Raw genomic sequence first — 24678 nt, 5'->3', positions numbered from 1 at the left:
TCAAGAAAAGATCGGTATCCGATGAGCGTACCCAGCAATGTCCGGCGCTTCGAAGCGCTGCTTTATGCATCGCTGATGCTGGACGCCCTCTCGGTCGCGGTCCAGGACCGCACACCCAGCGCCGAGATGACCGAGCAGATGATCATGACGGCGACCTTGCTCGCCGGCGGCATGATCCTGCTGTTGGTCTATTTCGTCTGGCTCGCCGCGCATTGGCGCAAGAACTGGCCGCGCTGGGTGCTGGCGGCGGCTTTGGTCCTCTCGGTGATCTCGCTCGGCCAGATCATCGGCGAAAAGGGCCTGGAGCTCGACAGCGCCATCGAGATCGTCTCCTGCGTGCTGACGACGATGGGCCTGTATTTCTCCTTCACCGGCGACGCGCAGGGCTGGTTCAACGCGTGACGGTCTCGTGTCCCGGACAAGGTGCAGCGCTTCAGCGCTGCGCCGCAGAGCCGGGACCCAGGAGCGCGCGGAGAGATGGGCCCCGGCTCGGCAACTCGTCGCTTGCGCGCCGCGTTTTGTCCGGGGCACGAGTGCGTGCGGGAGGCAATGGAATCCGCTAGACTTCTCCCATGGAATGGACCGACGAAGGCATCGTGCTGGGCGTGCGGCGGCATGGCGAGAGCAGCGCCATCGTCGAGCTGCTGACGCGCGCGCATGGCCGGCATCTTGGTCTTGTCCGCGGCGGCGCCGGCTCGCGGATGCGCCCCTTGCTGCAACCCGGCAACAGCGTCGCCGTTGTCTGGCGGGCACGGCTCGACGAGCATCTCGGCACCTATGCGGTCGAGGGCCTGAAGCTGCGCGCGGCGACGCTGCTGGGATCGTCCCACGGCGTCTACGGCGTGACCCATCTGGCCGCGATCGCGCGGCTGCTGCCGGAGCGCGACCCGCACGAGGAGATATTTTCGCTGCTCGAGCATTCGCTCGACGATTTCGACGACATCGGCAGCGCCGCCGTGCACCTCATTCATTTCGAGCTGGCCATGCTCGCCGAGCTCGGTTTCGGGCTCGCGCTGGAGAATTGCGCCGTCACCGGTGAGACCACGGACCTGATCTACGTCTCGCCGAAATCCGGCGGCGCGGTGTCGCGCGGCGCCGGCGAGCCGTGGCGCGACCGGCTGCTCCGCCTGCCGCCGTTCCTGCGCCATGGCGAAGCCGCGACCGAGCTCACCGACCAGGACCTCCAGGACGGCTTTCGGCTGACCGGCCTGTTCCTGCTGCGCCACGTGCTGGAGCCGCGCGGGCAAGGCCATTCCGACGCGCGCGCCGGCTTCATCAATGCCCTGATCCGGCAGCAGGCCAAGGCGGCGCTCCCGGCGCCATGATCGGATCGCGCTGCTGCCTTGCTTTCGGAGATGAGGTTCTCGGGAACGAAATGGAGCTGTCGGCGTTGGCGGGGCAGGTTCCACAATGGGGGAACAGCCCACATGTTGATCAGGGGTTTTGCGCTGACCACGGCGCTATTGTCGTTTGCGCCTGACGCCCTGGCCGGCGAGCCGCAACTTGGCGTGTTCCGCCAAGCCTCGTGTACCGTGGTCCGGTACTATGTGGCGAAATATTCTGCTGCGGCCGCAGAGACATGGGCGCGAGCCCATGGCGCAACCGATGCCGAAATCGAGGCCGCTCGCCGCTGCGTCGCCAATACGCCAGCGACGCCCCCGGCCAAGGTGCAGCCGACCGTCACGGCGGGCTGGGCCGGCCAGTAGAAGCCCACAGGGAACCAATCCATCCTTGCCCGATTCGCTTCCACGGTTTAACCGGGCGGCATGGGAAAACGAATCGTTCCGCCGGAAGAACCGGCCGAAATTCACGAGGTGCCGCTGCGGGACGCGCTGGAAGAGCGCTATCTCGCCTATGCGCTCTCCACCATCATGCACCGTGCGCTGCCCGATGCGCGCGACGGCCTGAAGCCGGTGCACCGGCGCATCCTCTACGGCATGCGCCTGCTCAGGCTCGATCCCGGCACCGCCTTCAAGAAGTCCGCCAAGATTGTCGGCGACGTGATGGGTTCGTTCCATCCGCATGGCGACCAGGCCATCTACGACGCCATGGTGCGCCTTGCGCAGGATTTCTCCTCGCGCTATCCGCTGGTCGACGGCCAGGGCAATTTCGGCAATATCGACGGCGATAATCCCGCCGCCTACCGCTATACCGAAGCGCGCATGACCGATGTCGCGCGGCTTCTGCTCGAAGGCATCGACGAGGACGGCGTCGAATTCCGCGCCAATTACGACGGCCAGTCGAAAGAGCCGGTCGTGCTGCCCGGCGGCTTTCCGAACCTGCTCGCCAACGGCGCGCAAGGCATCGCGGTCGGCATGGCGACCTCGATCCCGCCGCACAATGCCGCCGAGCTCTGCGACGCCGCGCTGCATCTGATCGAGAAGCCCGACGCCAAGTCGAAGGCGCTGATGAAATGGGTCAAGGGGCCCGATTTCCCGACCGGCGGCATCTGCGTCGATTCCAAGCAGGCCATTGCCGAAGCCTACACGACCGGCCGCGGCTCGTTCCGCGTTCGCGCCAGGTGGCAACAGGAAGAGGGCAACCGCGGCACCTGGGCCGTCGTCGTCACCGAGATTCCGTTCCTGGTGCAGAAGTCGCGACTGATCGAGAAGGTCGCCGAGCTGCTCGACCAGAAGAAGCTGCCGCTGGTCGGCGACATCAGGGACGAGTCGGCCGAAGACGTCCGCATCGTCATCGAGCCGAAGTCGAAGAACGTCGATCCCGCGCTGATGATGGAATCCCTGTTCCGGCTGACCGAGCTCGAGAACAAGATTCCGCTGAACCTCAACGTGCTGATCAAGGGCCGCGTACCCAAGGTCGTGGGGCTGGCCGAAGCCTTGCGCGAATGGCTCGACCATCTGCGCGACGTGCTGATCCGCCGCAGCAATCACCGCAAGGGCGAGATCGAACACCGGCTGGAAATCCTCGGCGGCCTGCTGATCGCCTACCTCAACATCGACGAGGTGATCCGGATCATTCGGACCGAGGACGAGCCCAAGCCGGCCTTGATGAAGGCGTTCAAGCTGACGGAGTTGCAGGCCGACTCCATCCTCAACATGCGGCTTCGCAATCTGCGCAAGCTCGAGGAAATGGAGATCCGGACCGAGGACAAGGATCTGCGCAAGGAGCTGAAGGGCATCCAGGCCCTTTTGGCCTCCGAACCCGAGCAGTGGAAGAAGGTCGGCGAGCAGGTCGGCAAGGTCCGCGACATGTTCGGGCCGAAGACACCGCTCGGCAAGCGCCGCACCACTTTTGCGGATGCGCCCGAGCACGATCTCGCCGCGATGGAGGAAGCCCTCGTCGAGCGCGAGCCGGTGACGGTCGTCGTCTCCGACAAGGGCTGGATCCGCACCATGAAGGGCCACGTCGAGGATCTCTCCGGGCTCGCCTTCAAGCAGGACGACAAGCTCGGCTTCGCGTTCTTCGCCGAGACCACCTCGAAGCTGCTGCTGTTCGCCACCAACGGCAAGTTCTACTCGCTCGACGTTGCCAAGCTGCCGGGTGGCCGCGGCCACGGCGAGCCGATCCGCCTGTTCATCGACCTCGAGCAGGAGGCAGCCCCCGTCGCGCTGTTCGTGCACAAGGGCGGCCGCAAATTCCTGGTGGCCAGCAGCGAAGGCCAGGGCTTCGTGGTCAACGAGGACGATTGCGTTGGCACCACCAAGAAGGGCAAGCAGATCCTCAATGTCGACATGCCGAACGAGGCGCGGGCGATCACCGAAGTGGTCGGCGACACCGTCGCGGTCATCGGCGACAACCGCAAGATGCTGATCTTCCCGCTCGACCAGGTGCCGGAGATGGCCCGTGGCCGCGGCGTGCGCCTGCAGAAGTACAAGGACGGCGGCCTGTCCGATGTCACCGTGTTCGAGGCCAAGGCCGGCCTGACCTGGAAGGACTCCGCGGGCCGCGAATTCTCCGCGACCATGAAGGAGCTCAGCGAGTGGCAGGGCACCCGTGCGGATGCCGGCCGCCTGCCGCCGAAGGGTTTCCCGAAGTCGAACAGGTTCGGCAAGGCGATCGGGTAGGTGGGCTCGTGTCCCGGACGCGCTGCAACGCGTAAGTGTTGCTGCACAGAGCCGGGACCCATGCCGGACCACAGGTGTCATGCCCCGGCTTGCCGCCTTCGCTAAAGCTTCGGCGCGCCGAGCGCGCCCGTGGGCTGCGGCGTAGCTTGGTGCAGCCGGGACCGGGGCATCCAGTGCGCCGCGCCTTATCGATTCAATCACGCACGTCTCTGAATACTGGATCGCCCGGTCCAAGCCGGGCGATGGCAGCGAGCGTGCAGTCGCGAACGCTTGGCAGATAGTCGTCAGCGCATAAGTGCGCCCGTTGATCGGGCACGAACATTGCTTTTTCTTCGCCTGCAAATGAACTCTCAAGAAGAAGCAAAAGGTACAATGTTCAAATTAAAGGCTTTCCTTTCGGCGCTGCTGGGCCTCGCGATTATCGGAGCCCCCGCGCATGCGGCTGGCAATCTCGTCGCGGTGCTCGAGGCTGAGATCGTCACGCTCGATCCGCATTTTTCCACGGCCTATATTTCGCGCACGTTTGGCTACATGGTGTTCGACACGCTGTTCGCGAAGGATTCCAAGGGCGAGATCAAGCCGCAGATGGTGCAGGACTGGAAGGTTTCTGCCGACGGCTTGACCTACACATTCACGCTGCGCGACGGTTTGAAATGGCATGATGGCCAGCCGGTCACAGCAAGCGATTGCGTCGCCTCGCTGCGCCGCTGGGGCACCCGCAGCGCGCTCGGCCGCCGCATTTTTGCGATTACGACCTCGCTCGAGCCGACCGATGCGAAGACCTTCGTGCTGACTTTGAAGGAGCCGTCCGGCCTCGTCATCGACGCGCTCGGCAATCCCGTCAGCCCCGTCGCCTTCATGATGCCCGAGCGCATCGCGAAAACGCCGGGCGACCAGCGCATCACCGAGATCATCGGCTCCGGTCCGTTCGTCTACAGCAAGGCCGATCACCGCACCGGCGATCGCATGATCCTGAAGAAGTTCGCCGACTACGTGCCGCGCCCCGAGCCCGCCGACTTCCTCGCCGGCGGCAAGCGCGTCAACATCGACACGCTGGAGATCCGCGTCATTCCCGATGGTGCGACCGCCGCCTCCGCGCTGCAGGCCGGCGAGATCGACTTCATGCAATATGCGCCGTTCGATCTGCTGCCGCAGCTGGAGAAGAACTCGCGTGTCAAGCTGGTCAACTTCACCGGCGGCAACATGTTTGCAGGAGCCTATCGTCTCAACGCCGCGTCAAAACCGTTCGACGATCCTGCGATCCGGCGCGTGCTGTGGAAGCTGGTCGATCAGCGCGAGGTGCTGGATGCGCTCGGGCTCGATGCCAAATACGGCACGCCTTGCGCGACGTTCTTCACCTGCGGCACCACCTATGAGAGCAAGGTCGGCACGGAAGCGGCCGAGAAGCCCTCGATCGAGGCGGCGAAGGCCGCGCTGAAGGCAACCAAATATGCCGGCGAGCCCGTCGTCGTGATGGAGGCCAATGATCTCGAAGCCCCGCGCGTCTCGGCGCAGGTGCTGGCCGAACGGCTGAAAGCCGCCGGCTTCAACGTCGATCTCCAGGTGATGGATTGGGCCAGCGTGCTGGCGCGTCGCGCCAAGAAGGAGGGCTGGAGCGTCTATGGCGTCCACGCCGGCGGTTTTGATCTGGGCTCGCCGCTGACCAACGTCATGGTCGCCTTCAACTGCGCCGATTTCACCGGTTGGCAATGCGATCAGCGCATCACGCCGCTGATGGAAGCTTTCGCCAAGGCGCCGGCCGAGGAGGATCGCAAGAAGATCGCAGGCGAGATCCAATCCATCATGTACGATCAGGCACCTGCGATCCCGTGGGGGCAGTTTGCCCAGCCGGCGCTTTATCGCGCGACGCTACGCAATCTGATACCGTCCGCCATTCCCGTGTTCTGGAACGTCGAGAAATAACGCGATGTACGATGTCATTGTTGTCGGCGGCGGCTCCGCCGGCGCCGCGGTTGCCGCGAGGCTCTCCGAGGATCCCGCGCGGCGCGTGCTGCTGTTGGAGGCGGGTCTCGACTGGCGTGCCGACGAGGCGCCCTGGGAAGTGCGGACACCGAACCCGATCCCGATCATCCACCAGCGCGAGTATCAGGAGAAATGGCAGTGGCCTGATCTCCTGACGCGCCGTGTGGCGGGGCAGGAGCCGCGCTTCTATTGGCGCGGCAAAGGGCTCGGCGGCTCGTCCATGATGAACGGCCAGATCGCTATCCGCGGCGTCGCCGATGCGTTCGACGAGTGGGCCGCCAATGGCTGCACCGGCTGGTCGGCGAAAGAGGTGATGCCGCTGTTCTCCGTGATCGAGGACGATTTCGAGTTCGGCGACGCCGCAGGTCACGGCCGCGGCGGTCCGCTGCCGGTCTATCGCGCGCCGCCGGAGAAATGGGGCCCGATCGATCGTGGCTTGCGCGACGCCGCGCTGGCGAGCGGCTATCCCTGGTGCGACGACGTCAACGGGCCGGATGGCGAGGGCGTCGCCTGCTATCCCATCAACAGCCGCGACTTGCGCCGCATCACCACCAATGAAGGCTATCTGGAGCCCGCGCGCGGCCGCACCAATCTGGAGATTCGCGGGCATGCGCTGGTCGATCGCGTTGTCATCAAGGACGGAAGGGCAACCGGCGTCCGGGTTCAATTCGAAGGGCAGGGCACCCAGGAGATCAGCGCCCGCCAGATCGTGCTGTGTGCCGGCGCCATCCACAGCCCGGCGATCCTGCTGCGTTCGGGCGTCGGGCCTGGCGAGGAGTTGAAGGCGATGGGGATCGCGGTCGAGCGCGATTTGCCGGTGGGTAGGCACTTCTTCGACCATCCGCTGTTCCGCGCCACGATCCAGCTCCACGACGACCTGCGGCCGACCGATCCCGACACCCGCCACACCAATTGCTGCGTGACCTATTCATCGGGCCTTGCCAATGGCGGCAAGCGCGACATGATCCTGATTGCCTTCAACCACCGCGGCATCGGCGTGCCCGGGGCCATCGGCGCGGGCCTGTTCAACGCCTATTCGCGCGGGACGCTCAAGCTCGCCTCGATCGATCCGACAATCGATCCTGTCGTCGAGGAGAACATGCTGGCCGATCCTCGCGACGTGATGCGCATGAGGGATGCGGTGAAGCGGCTCGCCGTGATCACCTCGCAGCCGGCGCTTGCAGGCATTGCCGACTGGATCAGGCTCGCCGACACCGACCTGACACTGCCGCAGGCAGCCGCTCTGCCGGACCACGAGCTCGATGCGTTGCTGCGGCAAGTGACCGGCGACATCCAGCACGCCGCCGGCAGCTGCCGCATGAGCGGCGTCAATGACGCCGACGGCGTGGTCAATCCTGATGGCAGCGTGAAGGGCATCAGCGGCCTGCGTGTCGCCGACGCTTCGATCATGCCCTCCGACTGCCGCGCCAACACCCACTTCACGACGGTGGTGATCGGAGAAGCGATCGCGCGGATGATGATGCGGTAGCCGTTGGCTCCGTGGGTTACCTCAACCTCCAACCGTGCCGACCAGGCGCGGGCGGCGGTTAGCACGCAACGTCTCACCTGAGAGCATCCGCAGCCATTGGCGAAAGCTGACGATTTCAGGGCAATCCGCGGTGCCCTCAGGCGCAACCAGCCAATCGCCGAGGCCGGATCCCGCACCGATCCGGTCGCAGCGGTAGCCCGGATGGTGGCCGACGCCGCGCGCGATCAGCGCATCGACCTTGCCCTCGATCAGTTCGTGCAGGCCGGCGGGCTGCAGCACCCGCAAGCCGATCTCCGCATGCGCGCTGCGAAACTCCGCCAAGGCGAGACGGCGCAGGTCGAAGGCGCCATCGACCCCCAACTGCAGCAGCACCGCACCCGACGGCTTCAATTGCGAGGTCGCATCCGCAATGTGGCGAAAGCCTTTGGATATCCCGGGCAGATAGGCCTGGCCGGCCGCGGTCAGGATGAGCTGCTTGTGCAGCCGCTCGAACAGCTGCACGCCAAGGCGCGCCTCCAGTGCCTTCACCTGCTGGCCGACAGCGGCGGGCGTCACGTGCAGCTCGTGCGCCGCGAGCTTGAAGCTGAGATGCCGCGCGGCGGCCTCGAAGGCGCGGAGTGCGTTGAGTGGTGGGAGAGCGTAAGTCATCGCGAGGGCGAGTTTGACACCGATCGGCCGCGGCCTTGCAATAGATTTTCTTGCGCTGAACCGCAGGAATGATGCTTTGCGCCGCGGCGATGTTGCCGGATAGGGTCGGTCCGCAATTCGGAGAAACCCATGCCCCGCCGCCTCGATCATCTCGTCATTTGCGTCCATGACCTCGAACAGGCAGCGCTGGCGTGGCAGAGGCTGGGCTTCAACCTCACGCCAACCGGTGTGCATCCGTTCGGAACCAGCAACCGCGTTGCGCAGTTCGCCGATAATTTTGTGGAGCTGCTGGCCGTCACGGACGATGCGCTGGTGCCGCCGGCGACACCAGGCAATTTCAGCTTCGCCGCTCACAACCGGGATTTTCTGAAGCAGGCCGAAGGCATGTCGATGCTGGTTCTGCACACCAGCGACGCCCATGCCGATGCGGCCCGCTTCAAAGCCGAGGGCATCGGGGCCTATGCGCCGTTCGATTTTGGCCGCGATGCGGTGCTGCCGGATGGCGGCACGGCGCGCGTCGCGTTCTCGCTGGCCTTCGCCACTGATCCCGCCATGCTCGGGATCGCGTTCTTCACCTGTCAGCAGCGTCATCCGCCGGAACTGTTCTGGAAGCCCGATTATCAGCGGCACGCCAACGGCGCTGCGCGCGTGGTCGAGGTCGTGATGTCGGCCGAGGAGCCGGCGGCCCATCGCGGTTTTCTCGAGCGGCTCATGGAAGGTCCAGCCGAGCTTGCACCCGGCCGCATGACGATCGGCGACAGCGATAACCGGATCACGTTGCTGGGCCCCTCCGAGCTGGCGCGCCGGTTGCCGGGCCTCGCGAGCAGCTCGTCGCCGGGCTTCTGTGCTGCGCGCATCGCGGTCGCCGATCTCGATGCGACGCGGCGGGCACTGGAGCGCAGCGGCGTCGGCTTCGCGACGACCGGTGGCGTGCTGCGGATCCCGCCTGCCGCCACGCATGGCCTGGCGCTGGAATTCGTCGACCAGGAGGCAAGCTGAGATGGGCAATTGCTGCGGAATAAGCTCGATCGTGGCAGGTCTCCCATGGCCGGGATAATCCATCCTTTCTACGAAGCGCATCGCGCGGCGATGGAGGCCGCCATGCGCCATCGCCTCGACCTTGCCGAAGCGATGCTGCGCGAGCGCGCGCATCTGTCCGATATCGACGGGATCCGGCAGGCGGTGACGGATGAGTTCGACATCGTGCTGACCCAGATGCCTTATGTGGGCGGCGCGGCGAGCCGCATGAGCGATTTCTTCATGCGCCTGATCGGCTTCGTGGCGATCAGCCGCGTGCTCCGGCGGCACGGCGTGCCGTTGGCGGTGATCGGCGAGATCGAGCGGGAGACCTACAAGGCGCAGTTGCTTGACGAGCCGGAAGTGGAACGTCTCGCCGCGGGGCGTCAGTTCATGTCACCGGGGAACCAGGCGCTGCTGCGTGAACAGGCCGCGCTCAGTGCGACAAGCCGCCATCAGCAGGCGTTTCCGGAGGACTTCGTCTACGATTTCGTCGAGCCCGGTCCGGGGGACAGTTTCGAGTTCGGCATCGACTACAAGGCGTGCGGCTTCTGCAAATTCGCGACGCGCCATGGGGACGAGGAGATCCTGCCGAACATCTGCGGCCTCGATTTCGACGCCTATGCCACGCGCGGCATTCACCTGCAGCGGACGCAGACCTTGGCCGGCGGCGCCAGCCACTGCAATTTCCGGTTCTCGCGGCTGCGTTAGGCAAGCGATCTGCCGACGACAGGGAGGGTGGGGCGAGCGCCTCAGATCACTCCAACCAGCCGCAGGATAAGACCTGCCGCACACGAACCCGCCAGCACCGTCAGCATCCCCAGCTTGAACCGGAAGATCGCCGTTGCCGCCGCGACCGCGAGCAGCAGCGCCGGGATGTCGACGCTGGTCAGCACTGGCATGTCAAAATTCAGCGGGAAGGCGTGCACCGGCACGGTGTTGCGGAACAGCGTGTGCAGCGCGAACCAGATCGAGAGGTTGAGGATCACGCCGACGACGGCGGCGGTGATCGCGCTGAGGGCCCCGGCAAGGCCGGTGTTGCCGCGCAGGCGCTCGATGTAGGGGGCGCCGACGAAGATCCAGAGGAAGCAGGGTGTGAAGGTGACCCAGGTCGCGAGCAGGCCGCCGAACGTCGCAGCCAGCATCGGCGATAGCCCGCTCGGATCGCGATACGCCGCCATGAAGCCCACGAACTGAAGCACCATGATCAGCGGGCCCGGCGTGGTCTCGGCCATGCCGAGGCCGTCGAGCATCTCGTGCGGCTTCAGCCAGTGATAGTGCTCGACCGCCTGTTGAGCGACGTAGGCCAGCACCGCATAGGCGCCGCCGAAGGTGACCAGCGCCATCTTCGAGAAGAACAGCGCGATCTGGCTAAAGACGTTGGCCTGGCCGAACGCGACGAGCAGGGCAATGACCGGCACCAGCCACAGCGCCAGCCACAGCGCGCCGACGCGGATCGTGCGACCGGTATCGGGTTTGACATGATCGGGCGCGGCCTCGCCGAGCAGGCTGTCGATCACGGCGCCGCTGCCGCCATGGCCGTGACCGGCCGGAGCAAATTCCTGACGGCCTTGCCTTGCGCCGATATATCCGATCACGCCGGCGGCGATGATGATGATCGGGAAGGGGACCGCAAAGAAGAAGATTGCGACGAAGGCGATGGCGGCGAGCGCGATCATGATGCGGTTCTTCAGCGCGCGCTTGCCGACGCGCACGACGGCCTCGACGACGATGGCGAGCACGGCGGCCTTCAGGCCGAAGAACAGCGCCTCGACGAAGCTGACATTGCCGAAAGCCGCATAGATGTAGCTCAAAGCCATGATGGCGATGACGCCGGGCAGGATGAACAGGCCGCCCGCCATCAGTCCGCCGGCGGTGCGGTGCATCAGCCAGCCGACATAGGTGGCAAGCTGCTGCGCCTCCGGTCCCGGCAGCAGCATGCAGTAATTCAGCGCATGCAGGAAACGGCCCTCGGAGATCCACTTCTTCTCCTCGACCAGGATGCGGTGCATCACCGCGATCTGGCCCGCAGGCCCGCCGAAGCTGAGGCAGGCGACGCGCAGCCAGACGCGGAAGGCTTCGTTGAAGCTGATGCCGTGACCGGCATCAGCTTCTGTCTGGAAGTTGCGGGTATCCATTACGCCTTCACCTTGTTGGTCGGCCAGTTGTGCGTCTCGGCCGTGGCGTCGCGGCACCAGCGATAAAAGGCGTCGTAGAGCAGCATGCCGGCCTCGAGCTGCTCGAGATCGTCGTCATACATGCGCGACAGCCCGAGTGAAGCCGCGAGCAGGCCGGGCGCCTCAGGTGCGAGATCCGGCCGGGCAGTGTCGGCGCCGCGCACCAGCGTCGCGAGCCGCAGCAGCGCCGGCGTCGCGAGCCCGAACTCCTCGATCATCACGTCGAAGGTGCAGAGCTCGCCGCGGTGGCTCCAGAACACGTTCTCGATGTCGAAGGGCGCTCCGTTGAAACGCTCGCCGACGGCGACCACCTCGGATGGCGCCACATACAGGAACACCGCGTTGGGATCGACGAAGCGGCGGATCAGCCAGGGGCAGGCGATGCGGTCGACCTTCGGTCGCGCTCGCGTCACCCAGACGGTGCGTCCCTTGGCATCGCGTGGCGGCAGCTTGCGGGTGTCGACCAGCGGCAGCTTGGCCGCCTTCCAGCCCTCGAAGCCGTCTTCGAGGGTCTCCGCGTCGGCGCCGAGCTGCCTCAGCCAGGCGGCCGTGCCCTGCGCGAGCTTGCCGCCGCGCAGGCACGACACGATGGCGGAGCGGCCGGCAAATTCGCCGCCCCATTCCGCGACGGTCTCGTGGCTGAGCTTGATCGAGCCGGGGATCAGCCGCCGGTCGGCGGCGAAATCCTCCTCCGTGCGGACGTCGATCAGGACGGGCGCATTGGCCGTGCCGATCAGGCGCGCCAGTTTATCGGCTGATATGGTCGTGAACGTAGACATGTTGATGCGTCCTCGCAAAAACTGAACGGGACGCGATACTTGGGCATGTCGCCTCGTGGGGAGATCGCTTCAATCCCCATGGGGCTAATTACAGCCAAACTCGGCGGAACTGTCAATCCTCGGATGCGATTGGGCCTTAGAAGTTGAGGCGCCGCAGTCTATATTGCGGCCAACAGACTGAGATTCCGGAGACTTTGCGATGCATTCTCATTCCATTGAACAGTGGACCCATGACCACGCCTTCCTGGGTGAGAAGCACGACGAGAACGAGCGCCGCACCTGGCTCGTGGTCGTGCTGACGCTGGTCATGATGGTCGGCGAGATCGTTGCCGGCTCGCTGTTCGGTTCGATGGCGCTGCTCGCGGACGGCTGGCACATGGGCACCCATGCGGCCGCGCTCGGCATTGCCGCCTTCGCCTATCGCTTCGCGCGCCGGCACCTCGGCAACGCGCATTTCACCTTCGGCACCGGCAAGTTCGGCGATCTCGCCGCTTTCTCCAGTGCGATCATCCTGGGCCTGATCGCGGTCGAGATCGCCTATGAGAGCGTGCTGCGGCTGTTCACGCCGGTGCCGATCGTCTATGGCGAGGCGATTGCGGTCGCCGCCCTCGGCCTCTGCGTCAATCTCGCCAGCGCGTGGCTCTTGCGCGACAGCCATGATCACCACCATCACGGTCCTGATCACAGCCACAGCCATGCGCATCATGATGACGACGATCATGATCATCACCACCACCATCGTCATCACGACAACAATCTTCGTGCGGCTTACGTCCACGTCATGGCGGATGCTGCGACCTCGGTGCTGGCGATCGGCGCGCTCGTCGTCGCGATGTATTCGGGCTGGGTCTGGGCGGATCCGGCCGTCGGCCTGATCGGCAGTGCGGTGATCGCGAGCTGGGCGTTCGGCCTGGTCAAGAGCTCGGGCGCGGTGCTGCTCGACGTGCGCGCCGACGAGAAGCTGGAACGGGTGATCCGCGCGCGGATGGAGGTCGGCGACGACCGCGTCACCGACCTCCATCTTTGGCGGGTCGGTCCCGGCCATTGCGCGGTCTTGCTGTCGGTGGTGTCGGACAAGCCGAAGCAGCCGGCGGTCTACAAGAAGCGGCTCGCAGGGCTGAAGGGCCTCAGCCACGTAACGGTCGAGGTCGAGACCTGCCCGCATTGACGTGATCGGCGGGTGCGGAATTCTGCAGCGCGTCCGGGGTTGATCCTCGGTCGCAGCCGCTCAATCGGTTGCCACGGAGGGACCAATGCCAGGGATCAAGCTCGCTCTCGCCGCCGCCGTGCTCGCTCTGTCCGCGCATGCGGCGATGGCGCAGTCCGAAAAGACCGGCGTCGAAAGGCTCTACGTCCTCAATTGCGGCGAGGGCACCGCCGGCGACATCTCGCGCTGGACGCCCGGCCTGAACGAGGGCAAGACGATGGACTTCGTCGACAGCTGCTACCTCATCAAGCACAGCAAGGGCTGGTTCCTGTGGGACACCGGCATTGCCGATGCCGTCGCCGCCATGCCCAATGGTCTGGCGCCGGCCGACCCCAAGGCGGTGACCTGGAAGCGGCCGAAGACGCTTGCCGGCCAGCTCGAGCAGCTCGGCGTCAAGCCTGACGACATCAAGGCGATGGCGGTCTCGCACACCCATCCCGATCATTCCGGCAATGTCGAGCTGTTCCCGCAGGCGACGCTCTACGTGCAGAAGGCCGAATATGACTGGCCCGGCGCCAACAACGAGCCGCGCTTCAAGCCCTCGCATCCGGTCGAGCTGCTCTCCGGCGACAAGGACGTGTTCGGCGACGGCAGCATGACCATTCTGTCGACGCCCGGCCATACGCCGGGGCATCAGTCGCTGCTGGTGAGGCTGCCGAAGACCGGCGCGGTGGTCCTGTCGGGGGACGTCGTGCACTTCAGGGACAATTGGGACAATCGCCGCGTGCCCAGCATGAATGTCAGCAAGGAGATGAGCGCTGCTTCGATGCAGAAGATCTCGGACACGCTGGACAAGGAAAAGGCGCAGCTCTGGATCAACCACGACAAGGCGCAGCGCGACACCCAGAAGATGGCGCCGGAGTTTTACGACTAGCTTCTTGTAAACTCTCTGTTGCCATAGGGGTGGCAACAGGATTGTGCTAGCCGCTCGCGTAAGACTGCGGGACGGGAGGCGCGGCGTGGGGGAGTGGCTCGGGGTTGCGATCGCGTTAGCGTCGAGCAGCCTCGGCGGCACGGCCGCGGCGATCACCCGCTATCTCGTCGCCGGCGCCGATCCGGTCCTGTTGGCGATCCTGCGCTGGGGCATTGGATTTCTCTGTCTGTTGCCCTGCGCGTTGCTGCTCAGTGTGCGCTGGCCGCAGCGCGCGGATTGGCCGGCAGTCATGCTGCTCGGCATCTGCTTCTTCGGCCTGTTCTTCATCCTCTACAATATCGCGGTGTCCTACACGACCGCCGCACGGGCCAGCCTCGCGTTGGCGACGCTGCCGCTCCACACCATGGTGGTCGGCGCGATCCTCGGCGTCGAGCGGTTGACCGCGCGCAAGGTCCTCGGCGTCGGCATTGCCGTGTTCGGCGTGGCGGCCGCGCTCGCCGCGGGCCTCGCCCAGAGTCCGCCGGGCGCCTGGCGCGGCGAGCTGATCATGACCGGCGCGGTGTTCTGCATGGCGTTCTACAACGTGCTGTCGCGGCCGCTGATGCAGCGCTCGAGCGCGCTCGGCTTTCTCACGGTCGGCATGGGTGCCGGCGCCGCCGTGCTGGTGCTGGTGGGGCTCGTGAAGGGCAGCTTTGCCGCGCTCGATCATTTCACGACGGGCCAATGGATTGCCGGAATCTATCTCGGCGCCGGCGGCGGGGCGCTCGCTTTCATCCTTTGGGGCATGGCCTTGGCGCGGGCAACGCCCACCCGGGTCGCCAATACAATGACGGTCAATCCGATCGCGGCCACCTTGCTCGCGGCGCTGCTGATCGGCGAGCCGATCACGGCGAATCTTCTGCTCGGGTTGATTGGGGTGTTTGCCGGCATCTGGATCGCGACCAGTGAGGCGAAGCCGGATTGATGAATCGCGCGCAGCGCGGCGGGCTAAATGTTTCGTCGAACTTGACCAATGATCTCTCTCGTGGCCGGACGTCGTGCAGCTCAATGCAGATGGAGGCGGCCTGCCGTCATTTATGCTGCTCATCATTTCATCATGTTGCTGGTCGTCTGCTCGACAGGCATGCCGTTCGAAGAGTCGGGCATGCGTTCTCTGAGGCTCGATCAGGCCTTCATTTAAGCAGCCTTTAAAGAGTCGGCCGATATGCATGCTGACGTGCGTCATTCAACAGAGCGGCAAGCATATGCGTAATTCGATGGGACGGCGTCAGTTCTTGTGTGGTTGTTGTGCGGTGCTTGGAACTGCGGTTCTGCCTGGACGCGTGCGCGCCGCTGATAATCCCGAGATCGTGCCGATCGAGTTCGCGAGCTTTCACGATCAGACGTTCAAGAACGAGTATCTGCAGTTCATGAATGTCACGATCCCGCCCGGACAGATCGCGGCCTATCACAGTCACACAAGGGACTTCGCCCAGGTGTACATGGCCGTCTCGGATGCGGAGGGGACGCCGCTCGGCGGCAAGCCCGTCATTACGCCGCGCAAGGTCGGCGAAGTGCTGTTCACGAACTACACGAAGAAACCGGGCGTGCACCAGGTCGCTAATGTCGGCGCGAGCGACTTCCGGATCATGGGATTTGAACTGTTCGACTCGGAGCCCGGCCGTTTCTCGCCGCAGGCGCGCCCCGAGCCCTACGTCTCGGTAATGGATAATCACCGCGTCCAGGCCTGGCGGCTGATCCTCCAACCCGGCGAGGTGGCGCCTGCGATGACGCAGGCCGCGCCCGGTGTACGCATCGTGGTGCAAGGCGGCGTGCTGGTCGAGGGCGTGCAGGGCAAGCCGGACCACAAGCTGAACCTGAAATATGGCGACTTCGCCTGGCAGAATTCGGGTCCGGTGCGGACCATTCGAAATGCGGGGACGTCGACTGTCGAGCTCGTCGAGTTCGAGCTGAAGTAAGGCGGCGCGTGAGGGCTGGCGGGGGCCGGTCCTCGCGTCGCGAAGTTTGATGCGAATGAGGAGCGGGGCATGTCTATCAAGCGGTCGGGTATTGCGATTGCGGCGCTCATGTCGGGCGTCGTCGTCCTGACATCGGGCCTGCAACTGCGGGAGCGCTGGATCGCTTACCAGAACGCCATCGCAGCGCATGCCCTGGAGACGCGCCTGGCGGCCGGCTTCGACGCCGTCGGTAACCTGACCATCGAGCGAGGTCCGGTCAACCGCGCGCTGCTCGGCAAATCCGCGGCGGATGATGCGGTGCTCAAGGAGTTTGCCGACAATCGCCGCACCAGCGACGAGGCGCTGGCGAAGCTGGCAGCGCTCGGCAGCGGCGACGCCGACCTGACGCAGCGGGTCAAGGCTGCCACGGCGAAGATCGCCGCTGCGCGCGAGGAGGCCGCTTCGCACTGGAAGAAACCGCTGACGGAGCGTCCCAGCGGCGTCGCCGCCAAGGCCATGCGCGACTACGCCGAGGCCATGGCGAGCCTGAACGAACTGCTGGAGTCCGGCATCAAGGCGACGATGCGGCTGAGCACCACGGCGGGCAATCTGCTCGACGTCGCGCAGAAGGGCTGGGTGATCCGGCAGACCGCCGGCCAAGTCTCGCTGCTGATTTCGGGGTTGGTGGCGTCGGGACGTCCGGCAACCCTCGCTGAGCGGGACGAATTGAATGCTGCCAACGGCCAGATGATGCGGCTCTGGGCTGAAATCCTCGACCGTGGCGACGACGTTCTCGCGCCCCAGAATACGCGGGCCAGCGTCGGCGCGGCCCGGGATCGCTATTTCGGCTCGGACAAGCCGCTGCGCGACGGGCTGACGAAGGCGGCATTCGACGGCACGCCTTACGCTGTGTCGGTGGACGAGTGGCGCAAATCCGCCACGGCCGCAAACGCCTCGCTGCTGGGGATCCGCGATGCAGCGTTACGCGACGCCCAGGCCGTGGCCGAACGCGACGAATCCGACGGGCTCGGCGGCATCCTCTTTGCTGGTGCGGCTATCCTGGTCGTGCTGGGATTGTCGGCGGCTTCCTCGGTGCTGCTGGTGCGTCATCTGCTCACGCCGATCTCGAAGCTTTCGGATGTCATGACCCGGCTCGCCCGCAACGAGGAAGCCAAGGTGCCATTCGCCGCCCGCAAGGATGAGATTGGCGGCATGGCGCAAGCCGTGCAGGTGTTCAAGGAGGCCATGGCCACGACCAACAGACTGGCCGGTGAGCAGGCCGCCGAGCGGATCGTCAAGGAAAAGCGCACGGCGCGCCTGGAAGGTCTGGTCAGCGATTTCGAAGCCAAGGCGGGGGCCATGGTGGCTCTACTGGCGTCGGGAGCGACCGAGCTCGAGACAACGGCGCGATCGATGTCCTCGACCGCGACGCAAACCAAGGGGCAGGCGACAACCGTTGCCGCCGCCGCCGAGGAAGCGAGCGTCGGCGCGAGCACGGTTGCCTCGGCGGCCGAGGAGCTGACCGCATCGATCACGGAGATCAGCCGGCAGGTTGCGCAATCGTCGACGATCGCCGGACGCGCGGTGGCCGATGCGCAGCGGACCGACAAGATCGTTCAGACCCTGGCCGAGGGAGCCGAGAAGATCGGCGAGGTGGTGACTCTGATTCAGGCTATCGCCGCTCAGACAAACCTCCTCGCCCTGAACGCGACGATCGAGGCGGCGCGGGCCGGCGAGGCCGGCCGAGGCTTTGCCGTGGTCGCCTCCGAGGTGAAGATGCTGGCGACCCAGACGGCGTCGGCGACGGCGGATATCGGTGCTCAGATCGAGCAAATTCAGGGTGCCACCAAGGAGGCTGTCGATGCGATCCGCGCCATTGCGGGGACGATCGAAGAGGTCAGCTCGATCTCGAACGTGATCGCCACGGCGGTCCAGGCACAGGGTGTGGCGACGGCGGAAATCGCCCGCAACGTTCAACAGACGTCGCAGTCGGTGAAGGACGTGACGACGAACATCAGCGGCGTGAGCAAGGCGGCCACCGAAACGGGCGTCGCGGCGAGCGAGGTGCTGAGTGCGGCTGATGGCTTGTCGCGACAGGCCGAGCAACTGACCAGCGAGGTGGGCAGCTTTGTCGAGGAAGTCCGCGCTGCCTAGCCCTTCGGTGCCGTGACTGCCGGCGGCGTGCCCTCCGGCGTCCTCTTCGGCTTCAGCGTGCCGGCATAGAACGACAGCAGCCACACCAGCAGGACCGCAAGGAGATAGACGCCCCAGGCCTGCGGCGGAGTCATCGCCCAGCGCAAAAGGCCTTTGAAGGTGCGGGGCGGCGGGCTGTTGTCGTCGATCATGACCCGCTTGTGCGCGAATGCGGCTCCGCGGTCAATCCGGCCGCCGCCCGGCGCGGATCAGGAACAGCGCCGCCAGCGCCGACAGGCTGAGCGCGGAGGAGACCAGCAGCACCTTGGCGCCCATGACGTCGATGAGGAGGCCGAAGGCCAGCGGCGCGACGGCCTGCGCCATCCGCGCCGGTGCGCCGATGATGCCGAGGCGGTAGCCAAAGTCCTTCGGGCCGAAGATCGCCAGCGGCAGCGTGCCGCGCGCGATCGTCAAAATGCCGTTGCCCGAGCCGTAGAGCAGCGCGAATGCGCTTGCCGCGGGAGCACCGAACACCGCGACCACGGCCGCGCCAAGCGGATGGGTGACGCAGGCAAGGCGCGTCGACCACAGCGGATGGAAGCGGCTCAGAAAGCTTGCTTCGACAATGCGCGCAAACACCTGCGCCGGCCCGATCAGCGCGCCGGCCGCGATGGCCTCGACATGCGTCGCGCCCAAGGTCTCCAGCAGGCGCGGAAAGTGGACAGCCATCGCGCCGGTGACGGTCCAGGCCGCGGCGAATACGAAGGCCAGCAGGATCATGGTGCGGTCGAGCGGAACGTGCGGTTTCTCCGCCGTCGCGGCCGCCTGCTGCGCGCCCTTGATCGTCGGCAGCATGAAGAAATTGAGGGGCAGGCCGATCAGGATGTTGGCCGCAGCCCAGGCGAAACAGGTCTCGCGCCAGCCGAGATGGGACAGGCCCCAGGCGGTGAGCGGCCAGCCGACGGTCGAAGCAAAGCCCGCCATCAGCGTAATGCCCGTGATCGAGCCGCGCGCCTCGGTACCGTAGATGCGCCCCAGCGCCGCGAAGGCGGCGTCATAGAGCCCCATCGCCATGCCGATGCCGAGCACGAGCCAGGCGAACGCCATCACCGGCACCGATTGCGACAAGCCGAGCAGCACGAGGCCGGCGGCGATGATCACATTGGAGGCGGACAGTACCTGCCGTCCGCCGACCAGATCGATCTGCCGTCCGATCCGCGGGCCGAGCATCGCCGAGATCACCAGCGAGACCGAGAACGCGCCAAAGATCCAGTTGGTGGAGATGCCGAGGTCGTGCGCCATGGGATCGGCGAGCAGCGCCGGCAGATAATAGCTGGAGGCCCAGGCCAGGGTCTGTGTGGTGCCGAGCGCCAGGATGATCGGAAGCTGGCGCTGGCTCATGGTGCAGGGTTTTGGGTCGGCGGTGTCATTGGTTCCATTTGCAGCTTGCTGCGCAGCTGCGTCAACCGCGCCTGCGACATGTTCGACCTGCTGCGGGCGAGAGCCTTGGTTGCACAGTGTGCACGCACGGCCTTTCGTTCGTCACGAATGCACGCCATAATAGCCTATGCAATTGACCTCGCGCCTCGCGCTGATGAACTGGCTGACCGGCCAGGGGCTCACGGGCCTGCCTGAAAACGAATTGCTCCGGGGCTTCTGCGAGCGCTGCCGCGCCGAGGGGCTGGAACTGTCGCGCGCGCTCGTCGTCATCGACACGTTACATCCGATCTATGAGGGGCGCGGCTTCCGCTGGAGCGACCGCGCCAGCAACGAGAGCGACATGTTCGAATACGGCTCGACCGCCGACGGCGACGCCGCCGCGAGCTGGCGCCGCTCGGTGTTCTTCCACATGCTCGAGAACGGCCACGACGAGATGGTGATTGATCTCGCCGATGCACCGTCGATGGACTTCTCGCAGCTCGGCGAGCTCGCCGAGAAAGGGCATAAGCACTATCTCGCCTTCGTGCATCGCTTCGGCGAGAACGGCGCGCTCGGGTTGATGGACTGCCTCTATTCCTGCTGGACCACGCGGCGCGACGAAGGGTTTGACGCAGCACAGCTCGAGGCCATGCGCGATCTCGTGCCGGTGCTGGGGCTTGCGATCAAGTCGGCACAGCAGGTCGACATCGTTCGGACGCTGGGGCGCGTCTATCTCGGACGGGATGCCTCGGAGCAGGTTCTGCGCGGGCGCATCTCGCGCGGTGTCACCGAGCGCATCAACGCGGTGCTGTGGTATTCGGATTTGCGCGGCTCGACCGGCATCAGCGAGAGCATCGGTCCGGACGAGATCATCCCCTTCCTCAACGACTATGCGCAGGCTGTGATCGATCCGATCCACGAGGCCGGCGGCGACGTGCTCAAGCTGATCGGCGACGGCGTGCTCGCGATGTTCTGGGGCGAGGATATGGCGGATGCGCGGCGGGCCGCGCTGCGGGCCGAGCATCTGTTCCGCAAGAACGTCGCGACGCTGAATGCGCGCCGGGCGGCGGAGGGCCGACCCACCACGTCGGCCTATATCGGCCTGCATGTCGGCGAGGTCTTCTACGGCAATATCGGCAGCGAGGACCGGCTCGACTTCACGGTGGTGGGGCCGACGGTGAACGAGGTCAGCCGCATCGCCTCGATGAGCCGCTCGGTCGACCGCGAGCTGTTGGCATCGGCGGAATTCTACAAGGGCCTGGACGCCGCCGGCCGCCGCTATCTCGTCTCCACCGGCCGCTACGCCCTGCGCGGCATCGGCCACGCGCAGGATCTCTACACGCTCGATCCCGACGTCGACGCCAGCCAGCCGGTGACGGGAAGCTACGAGCGGTATCTGGCGGGCTAGCTAGCACCGCGCCGCGACTTCATCCCCCACCATGGCCGGCTGCCGATCCAGCGCCACCGCCGGCGACAGCCAGATCACCAGTGCCTGTGCGCCGAACACGGCGGCCGCCAGAACCAGACACGCCTCCGCGCTCCAGAGGCCGCCGACGATCGCGCCCAGCGCGGAGCCGAGCGGACGGGCGCCGTAGCTCATGATGTTGATGGCGGAGACGCGCCCGAGCAGGCGCGGCGGCGTCACCGATTGGCGCAAGGTCGTGGTGGAGATCACCCACAGGATCGGCCCGACGCCGAGCAGGAAGAAGCTCAAACCCGCAAGCCAGGGCGAGGGGACCAGCACCGTCAGCGCCATCACCACCGCGGCGACGAAGCCGGTGACCGGGCCGAGACCGACCACGGTGCCGAAGGCGATCCGCTTCATCACGCGGGTCGCGAACAGCGCGCCGATCACCATGCCGACGCCGTACATCGTCAGCACGGTGCCGACGCCGGCCGCGGTCAGGCCGAGATGGCGCACGGCGTAAGGCACGAACACCGCGATCTGGAGGAACCAGCCGGTATTGAAGACGAACTGGGTGATGAACACCGGCCGCAGCAGCGGGTGGTGAAACACGAAGGCGGCGCCTTCGCGGATATCCTGGAACGGATGACGACGCGGGGCTGGCGTGCGCGCGGGCTCGTAGATGCCCGAGAGCAGCACCACCGCGATGGCCGAGAGCGCCGCGGCAAAGCCGAAGGCCGGGCTCGCGCCCCACCATCCCACCAGCGCGCCGCCGAGCGCAGGCCCGCTGGCGAAGGCGATGGTACGGGCAAGCTCGATCCGCGCATTCGCCGCCGGCAACAGCTCCGCACTCACCAGCGAGGGCACCAGCGCCGGCGCGGCGACGCTGTAGACGACGGTGCCGCACACCGCCGCAAAACCGAGCAGCGCCAGCAGCGGCAGATTGAGCGCGCCGAGCGCGAGCAGCAGCACGATCGCCACGAGCGCCGCCGCCCGCAGCGCCTCGGCGCCCGCCATCAGCGAACGGCGCGAGATGCGGTCGGCAAGCAGGCCGGCCGGAATGGCGAACAGCACGAAGGGCAGGGTCAGCGCGGTTTGCAACAGGCCGGTCTGGCCTTCGGCAACACCCAGCGTCAGCACCGCGACGATGGGGGCAGCGGCCAGCGCAATCTGCTCGGCGGATTGCGCGGCGAGGTTGGACCAGGCGAGTCGGCCAAAGGTGTCGGGGAGGCGCGGCGGATTTGACATGGCTCATTTCCTGCAAAGTCGTAACCGCGCCACTATCGGTCCGCGGGAACGGCCAAACCCACCCGCTTTCTGACAGGATGGGGGCAAAACGCCGCCGCATGTGGAACCGATGCGGCTAGATGCAGTTGCAAATGAGTTGCAATAAGATCCGACTTCGATATTCTGATCGCATGGATGCCAGATCTCCCGATCTAACCCCTGATGCTGATGGCTGGCGCACCGATGCGCCGACCACCAAAAGCCTTGCCGAGGTCAATTCCACGGTTGCCATTCCGGCTGCGGGAGTGTGGTGGCGACGGCTGCTTGCCTTCGTCGGCCCGGGCTATCTGGTCTCGGTCGGCTACATGGACCCCGGCAACTGGGCCACCGACCTCGCCGGCGGCTCGAAATTCGGCTACACGCTGCTCTCGGTCATCCTGCTCTCGAATTTGATGGCGATCCTGCTCCAGTCGCTGGCGGCGCGGCTCGGCATCGTCACCGACCGCGACCTCGCGCAGGCCTGCCGCGCGACCTATTCGCCGGCGGTGAACTTTCTGCTCTGGCTCGCCTGCGAAGCCGCGATCATCGCCTGCGATCTTGCCGAGGTGATCGGCACCGCGATCGCGCTCAAATTGCTGTTCGGCATTCCCCTGATCGGCGGCGCGCTGCTGGCGGCGCTGGATGCCTTCCTGCTGCTGCTCCTGATGAACCGTGGCTTTCGTTTCCTCGAAGCCTTTGTCATGGCGCTGCTCGCCGTGATCGCGGTGTGCTTCGTGGTCCAGATCGTCGCGGCGGCGCCGCCCGTGGCGGAAGTGCTGCACGGCTTCGTGCCGAAGGCCGAGATCTTCACCAATTCCGAGATGCTCTACATCGCGATCGGCATCATCGGCGCCACGGTGATGCCGCATAATCTCTATCTGCACTCCTCGATCGTGCAGACGCGCGCCTATGCGCGCAACGACGAGGGCCGGCGCGAAGCGATCAAATGGGCGACGACGGACTCGACGATCGCCCTGATGCTGGCGCTGTTCATCAACGCCGCGATCCTCGTGGTGGCGGCTGCGACCTTCCACAAGAGTGGCCATTCGGACGTGGCCGAGATCGGCCAGGCCTTCGAGCTGCTGTCGCCGCTGCTCGGCCTAGGCATCGCCTCGACATTGTTCGCCATCGCGCTGCTCGCCTCCGGCCTCAACTCGACGGTGACGGCGACGCTTGCCGGCCAGATCGTGATGGAAGGCTTTCTCGACCTGCGCCTGCCGAGCTGGGCGCGCCGCCTGCTCACGCGCGGCATCGCCATCATCCCGGTGATCGTCGTCACCGCGATCTATGGCGAACGCGGCACGGCGGATCTCTTGGTGTTCAGCCAGGTCGTGCTGTCGATGCAGCTGCCCTTCGCCGTCATCCCGCTGGTCCGCTTCGTCTCCGACCGCCGCAAGATGGGCCAGTTCGCGATACCCGTGTCGGTGGCCGCGATCGCGTGGATCGTCGCGGGAATCATCGTGATTTTGAACGTGAAGCTGCTGGTGGACACGCTGTTCGGGTGAACGCGCTAATCCTGCGGCTCGGACACCGCATCGCCCTGCGCGTCGATACGCAGCCAGCCTGAAGGGGCGAGGCGCTGCTGCGGCAGGAAGCGGGCCTTGTAGTCCATCTTCTTGGAGCCCTCGATCCAGTAGCCGAGATAGACGTAAGGCAGGCCTTGGCGGCGGGCGCGGGCGATGTGGTCGAGGATCATGAAGGTACCCATCGAGCGGGAGACCTGGCTCGGCTCGAAGAAGGAATACACCATCGACAGGCCGTCGCTGAGCACGTCGGTCAGCGCCACCGCGATCAGCTCCTCGCCGCGGCCGGTGATGCCGCTGTCGGGACCGCGCTTGCGGTACTCGATGATGCGGGTCTCGACATGAGAGTCCTCGACCATCATGGCGTAGTCGAGCACGGTCATGTCGGCCATGCCGCCATGGCGGTGGCGGGCGTCGAGATAGGCCCGGAACACCGAATATTGCTCGGAGGTCGGTACGGCGCTGCGCTGTTCGCCGATGATGTCGGCGTTGCGGGCGATCACCTTGCGGAAGTTGCGGGAGGCGCGGAACTCGTTGGCGACGACCCGGACCGAGACGCAGGCGCGGCACTGGTCGCAGGCCGGCCGGTAGGCGATCGACTGACTGCGGCGGAACCCGCCATGGGTCAGCAGGTCGTTGAGGTCGCCGGCGCGCTCACCCACGAGGTGCGTAAACACCTTGCGCTCATGCCGGCCCGGCAGGTACGGGCAGGGGGACGGCGCCGTGAGGTAAAATTGGGGGGTGTCGCGCGAGTGCTGGGTCAAGGGACGTCGTTGGCCTCCGAACTGGATCTCAG

General features: G+C 65.9%; 22 protein-coding genes. 15 read left to right on the top strand and 7 right to left on the bottom strand.

Annotation, left to right across the window (positions count from 1 at the left end; translation table 11 throughout):
• Positions 1-21: 21 nt before the first annotated feature.
• The 6 genes from HYH08_RS06090 to HYH08_RS06065 all read left to right on the top strand — a co-directional run bounded on the left by HYH08_RS06090 (position 22) and on the right by HYH08_RS06065 (position 7497).
• Entirely contained in the window at positions 22-402 is a 381-nt protein-coding gene (locus HYH08_RS06090; protein ID WP_220008824.1) for a hypothetical protein, read from the top strand.
• Positions 403-572: 170 nt separating this feature from the next.
• Positions 573-1325: a DNA repair protein RecO gene (gene recO, locus HYH08_RS06085; RefSeq protein WP_220008823.1), complete on the top strand. Its 753-nt coding sequence runs from the start codon at positions 573-575 to the stop codon at positions 1323-1325.
• Between the two features lie 102 nt (positions 1326-1427).
• Positions 1428-1706: a hypothetical protein gene (locus HYH08_RS06080; RefSeq protein ID WP_220008822.1), complete on the top strand. Its 279-nt coding sequence runs from the start codon at positions 1428-1430 to the stop codon at positions 1704-1706.
• A 60-nt stretch (positions 1707-1766) separates the two neighbouring features.
• Positions 1767-4025 carry a DNA topoisomerase IV subunit A gene (gene parC / locus HYH08_RS06075; protein ID WP_220008821.1) on the top strand — a complete coding sequence of 753 codons (2259 nt, stop codon included), beginning with the start codon at positions 1767-1769 and terminating at the stop codon, positions 4023-4025.
• A gap of 372 nt (positions 4026-4397) precedes the next feature.
• On the top strand, positions 4398-5948 hold the full coding sequence (locus HYH08_RS06070) for an ABC transporter substrate-binding protein (RefSeq protein ID WP_220008820.1): 1551 nt from the start codon (positions 4398-4400) through the stop codon (positions 5946-5948).
• Between the two features lie 4 nt (positions 5949-5952).
• Positions 5953-7497 carry a GMC family oxidoreductase gene (locus tag HYH08_RS06065; RefSeq protein WP_220008819.1) on the top strand — a complete coding sequence of 515 codons (1545 nt, stop codon included), beginning with the start codon at positions 5953-5955 and terminating at the stop codon, positions 7495-7497.
• Positions 7498-7518: 21 nt separating this feature from the next.
• Here HYH08_RS06065 and HYH08_RS06060 read toward each other — a convergent pair whose 3' ends face one another.
• Positions 7519-8145: a LysR family transcriptional regulator gene (locus tag HYH08_RS06060; RefSeq protein ID WP_220008818.1), complete on the bottom strand. Its 627-nt coding sequence runs from the start codon at positions 8143-8145 to the stop codon at positions 7519-7521.
• A gap of 129 nt (positions 8146-8274) precedes the next feature.
• Here HYH08_RS06060 and HYH08_RS06055 point away from each other — a divergent pair, with 129 nt between their 5' ends.
• Together HYH08_RS06055 and HYH08_RS06050 are read left to right on the top strand one after the other, a co-directional pair.
• Entirely contained in the window at positions 8275-9144 is an 870-nt protein-coding gene (locus HYH08_RS06055; protein ID WP_220008817.1) for a VOC family protein, read from the top strand.
• A gap of 45 nt (positions 9145-9189) precedes the next feature.
• A complete protein-coding gene (locus HYH08_RS06050) occupies positions 9190-9873 on the top strand; it encodes an L-2-amino-thiazoline-4-carboxylic acid hydrolase (RefSeq protein WP_220008816.1) in 684 nt (227 codons plus the stop codon).
• 41 nt (positions 9874-9914) lie between these two features.
• Here HYH08_RS06050 and chrA read toward each other — a convergent pair whose 3' ends face one another.
• Both chrA and HYH08_RS06040 read right to left on the bottom strand, forming a co-directional pair.
• Complete coding sequence (gene chrA / locus HYH08_RS06045) at positions 9915-11300, bottom strand: chromate efflux transporter (protein WP_220008815.1); 1386 nt, start codon at positions 11298-11300, stop codon at positions 9915-9917.
• Entirely contained in the window at positions 11300-12118 is an 819-nt protein-coding gene (locus tag HYH08_RS06040) for a chromate resistance protein ChrB domain-containing protein (protein WP_220008814.1), read from the bottom strand. The genes chrA and HYH08_RS06040 overlap by 1 nt, the downstream gene beginning before the upstream one ends.
• Before the next feature lie 199 nt (positions 12119-12317).
• On the opposite strand from HYH08_RS06040, the gene dmeF reads away from it, so the two are divergent.
• The 5 genes from dmeF (at position 12318) to HYH08_RS06015 (ending at position 18290) form a co-directional block, all read left to right on the top strand.
• Positions 12318-13286, top strand: coding sequence for a CDF family Co(II)/Ni(II) efflux transporter DmeF (dmeF, locus tag HYH08_RS06035; RefSeq protein ID WP_220008813.1), 969 nt, complete (start codon positions 12318-12320; stop codon positions 13284-13286).
• Positions 13287-13371: 85 nt separating this feature from the next.
• Positions 13372-14199: an N-acyl homoserine lactonase family protein gene (locus HYH08_RS06030; RefSeq protein WP_220008812.1), complete on the top strand. Its 828-nt coding sequence runs from the start codon at positions 13372-13374 to the stop codon at positions 14197-14199.
• 85 nt (positions 14200-14284) lie between these two features.
• On the top strand, positions 14285-15163 hold the full coding sequence (locus tag HYH08_RS06025) for a DMT family transporter (RefSeq protein ID WP_220008811.1): 879 nt from the start codon (positions 14285-14287) through the stop codon (positions 15161-15163).
• 358 nt (positions 15164-15521) lie between these two features.
• Positions 15522-16157, top strand: a complete 636-nt coding sequence (locus tag HYH08_RS06020; RefSeq protein ID WP_349631401.1) for a hypothetical protein — start codon at positions 15522-15524, stop codon at positions 16155-16157.
• A gap of 69 nt (positions 16158-16226) precedes the next feature.
• Complete coding sequence (locus HYH08_RS06015; protein ID WP_220008810.1) at positions 16227-18290, top strand: methyl-accepting chemotaxis protein; 2064 nt, start codon at positions 16227-16229, stop codon at positions 18288-18290.
• Here HYH08_RS06015 and HYH08_RS06010 read toward each other — a convergent pair.
• The gene (locus HYH08_RS06010) at positions 18287-18481 is read right to left on the bottom strand and encodes a hypothetical protein (protein ID WP_220008809.1); all 195 of its coding nucleotides are present in this window, start codon (positions 18479-18481) and stop codon (positions 18287-18289) included. The two genes, HYH08_RS06015 and HYH08_RS06010, sit on opposite strands and share 4 nt — an antisense overlap.
• A 31-nt stretch (positions 18482-18512) precedes the next feature.
• Entirely contained in the window at positions 18513-19670 is a 1158-nt protein-coding gene (locus HYH08_RS06005; protein ID WP_220008808.1) for an MFS transporter, read from the bottom strand.
• Positions 19671-19836: 166 nt separating this feature from the next.
• On the opposite strand from HYH08_RS06005, the gene HYH08_RS06000 reads away from it, so the two are divergent.
• Complete coding sequence (locus HYH08_RS06000) at positions 19837-21096, top strand: adenylate/guanylate cyclase domain-containing protein (RefSeq protein ID WP_220008807.1); 1260 nt, start codon at positions 19837-19839, stop codon at positions 21094-21096.
• Here the strand turns inward: HYH08_RS06000 and HYH08_RS05995 are convergent, their stop codons facing one another.
• The gene (locus HYH08_RS05995; protein WP_220008806.1) at positions 21097-22341 is read right to left on the bottom strand and encodes an MFS transporter; all 1245 of its coding nucleotides are present in this window, start codon (positions 22339-22341) and stop codon (positions 21097-21099) included.
• 170 nt (positions 22342-22511) lie between these two features.
• On the opposite strand from HYH08_RS05995, the gene HYH08_RS05990 reads away from it, so the two are divergent.
• On the top strand, positions 22512-23864 hold the full coding sequence (locus tag HYH08_RS05990; protein WP_220008805.1) for an Nramp family divalent metal transporter: 1353 nt from the start codon (positions 22512-22514) through the stop codon (positions 23862-23864).
• Between the two features lie 5 nt (positions 23865-23869).
• Here HYH08_RS05990 and HYH08_RS05985 read toward each other — a convergent pair whose 3' ends face one another.
• Positions 23870-24646, bottom strand: a complete 777-nt coding sequence (locus HYH08_RS05985) for an arginyltransferase (protein WP_220008804.1) — start codon at positions 24644-24646, stop codon at positions 23870-23872.
• Positions 24647-24678: the final 32 nt, after the last annotated feature.

The organism is Bradyrhizobium sp. BR 10289, assembly GCF_019455385.1.
Lineage (GTDB): Bacteria > Pseudomonadota > Alphaproteobacteria > Rhizobiales > Xanthobacteraceae > Bradyrhizobium.
Note: the sequence above shows the minus strand (reverse complement) of the source record. Positions and strands in the feature narration are given on the sequence as shown.

Bases quoted from the DNA above. Each gene is read 5' to 3' on its own strand.
- HYH08_RS06090 (WP_220008824.1), top strand. From the start codon at position 22: ATGAGCGTACCCAGCAATGTCCGGCGCTTCGAAGCGCTGCTTTATGCA.
- recO (WP_220008823.1), top strand. From the start codon at position 573: ATGGAATGGACCGACGAAGGCATCGTGCTGGGCGTGCGGCGGCATGGC.
- HYH08_RS06080 (WP_220008822.1), top strand. From the start codon at position 1,428: ATGTTGATCAGGGGTTTTGCGCTGACCACGGCGCTATTGTCGTTTGCG.
- parC (WP_220008821.1), top strand. From the start codon at position 1,767: ATGGGAAAACGAATCGTTCCGCCGGAAGAACCGGCCGAAATTCACGAG.
- HYH08_RS06070 (WP_220008820.1), top strand. From the start codon at position 4,398: ATGTTCAAATTAAAGGCTTTCCTTTCGGCGCTGCTGGGCCTCGCGATT.
- HYH08_RS06065 (WP_220008819.1), top strand. From the start codon at position 5,953: ATGTACGATGTCATTGTTGTCGGCGGCGGCTCCGCCGGCGCCGCGGTT.
- HYH08_RS06060 (WP_220008818.1), bottom strand. From the start codon at position 8,145: ATGACTTACGCTCTCCCACCACTCAACGCACTCCGCGCCTTCGAGGCC.
- HYH08_RS06055 (WP_220008817.1), top strand. From the start codon at position 8,275: ATGCCCCGCCGCCTCGATCATCTCGTCATTTGCGTCCATGACCTCGAA.
- HYH08_RS06050 (WP_220008816.1), top strand. From the start codon at position 9,190: ATGGCCGGGATAATCCATCCTTTCTACGAAGCGCATCGCGCGGCGATG.
- chrA (WP_220008815.1), bottom strand. From the start codon at position 11,300: ATGGATACCCGCAACTTCCAGACAGAAGCTGATGCCGGTCACGGCATC.
- HYH08_RS06040 (WP_220008814.1), bottom strand. From the start codon at position 12,118: ATGTCTACGTTCACGACCATATCAGCCGATAAACTGGCGCGCCTGATC.
- dmeF (WP_220008813.1), top strand. From the start codon at position 12,318: ATGCATTCTCATTCCATTGAACAGTGGACCCATGACCACGCCTTCCTG.
- HYH08_RS06030 (WP_220008812.1), top strand. From the start codon at position 13,372: ATGCCAGGGATCAAGCTCGCTCTCGCCGCCGCCGTGCTCGCTCTGTCC.
- HYH08_RS06015 (WP_220008810.1), top strand. From the start codon at position 16,227: ATGTCTATCAAGCGGTCGGGTATTGCGATTGCGGCGCTCATGTCGGGC.
- HYH08_RS06010 (WP_220008809.1), bottom strand. From the start codon at position 18,481: ATGATCGACGACAACAGCCCGCCGCCCCGCACCTTCAAAGGCCTTTTG.
- HYH08_RS06005 (WP_220008808.1), bottom strand. From the start codon at position 19,670: ATGAGCCAGCGCCAGCTTCCGATCATCCTGGCGCTCGGCACCACACAG.
- HYH08_RS06000 (WP_220008807.1), top strand. From the start codon at position 19,837: ATGCAATTGACCTCGCGCCTCGCGCTGATGAACTGGCTGACCGGCCAG.
- HYH08_RS05995 (WP_220008806.1), bottom strand. From the start codon at position 22,341: ATGTCAAATCCGCCGCGCCTCCCCGACACCTTTGGCCGACTCGCCTGG.
- HYH08_RS05990 (WP_220008805.1), top strand. From the start codon at position 22,512: ATGGATGCCAGATCTCCCGATCTAACCCCTGATGCTGATGGCTGGCGC.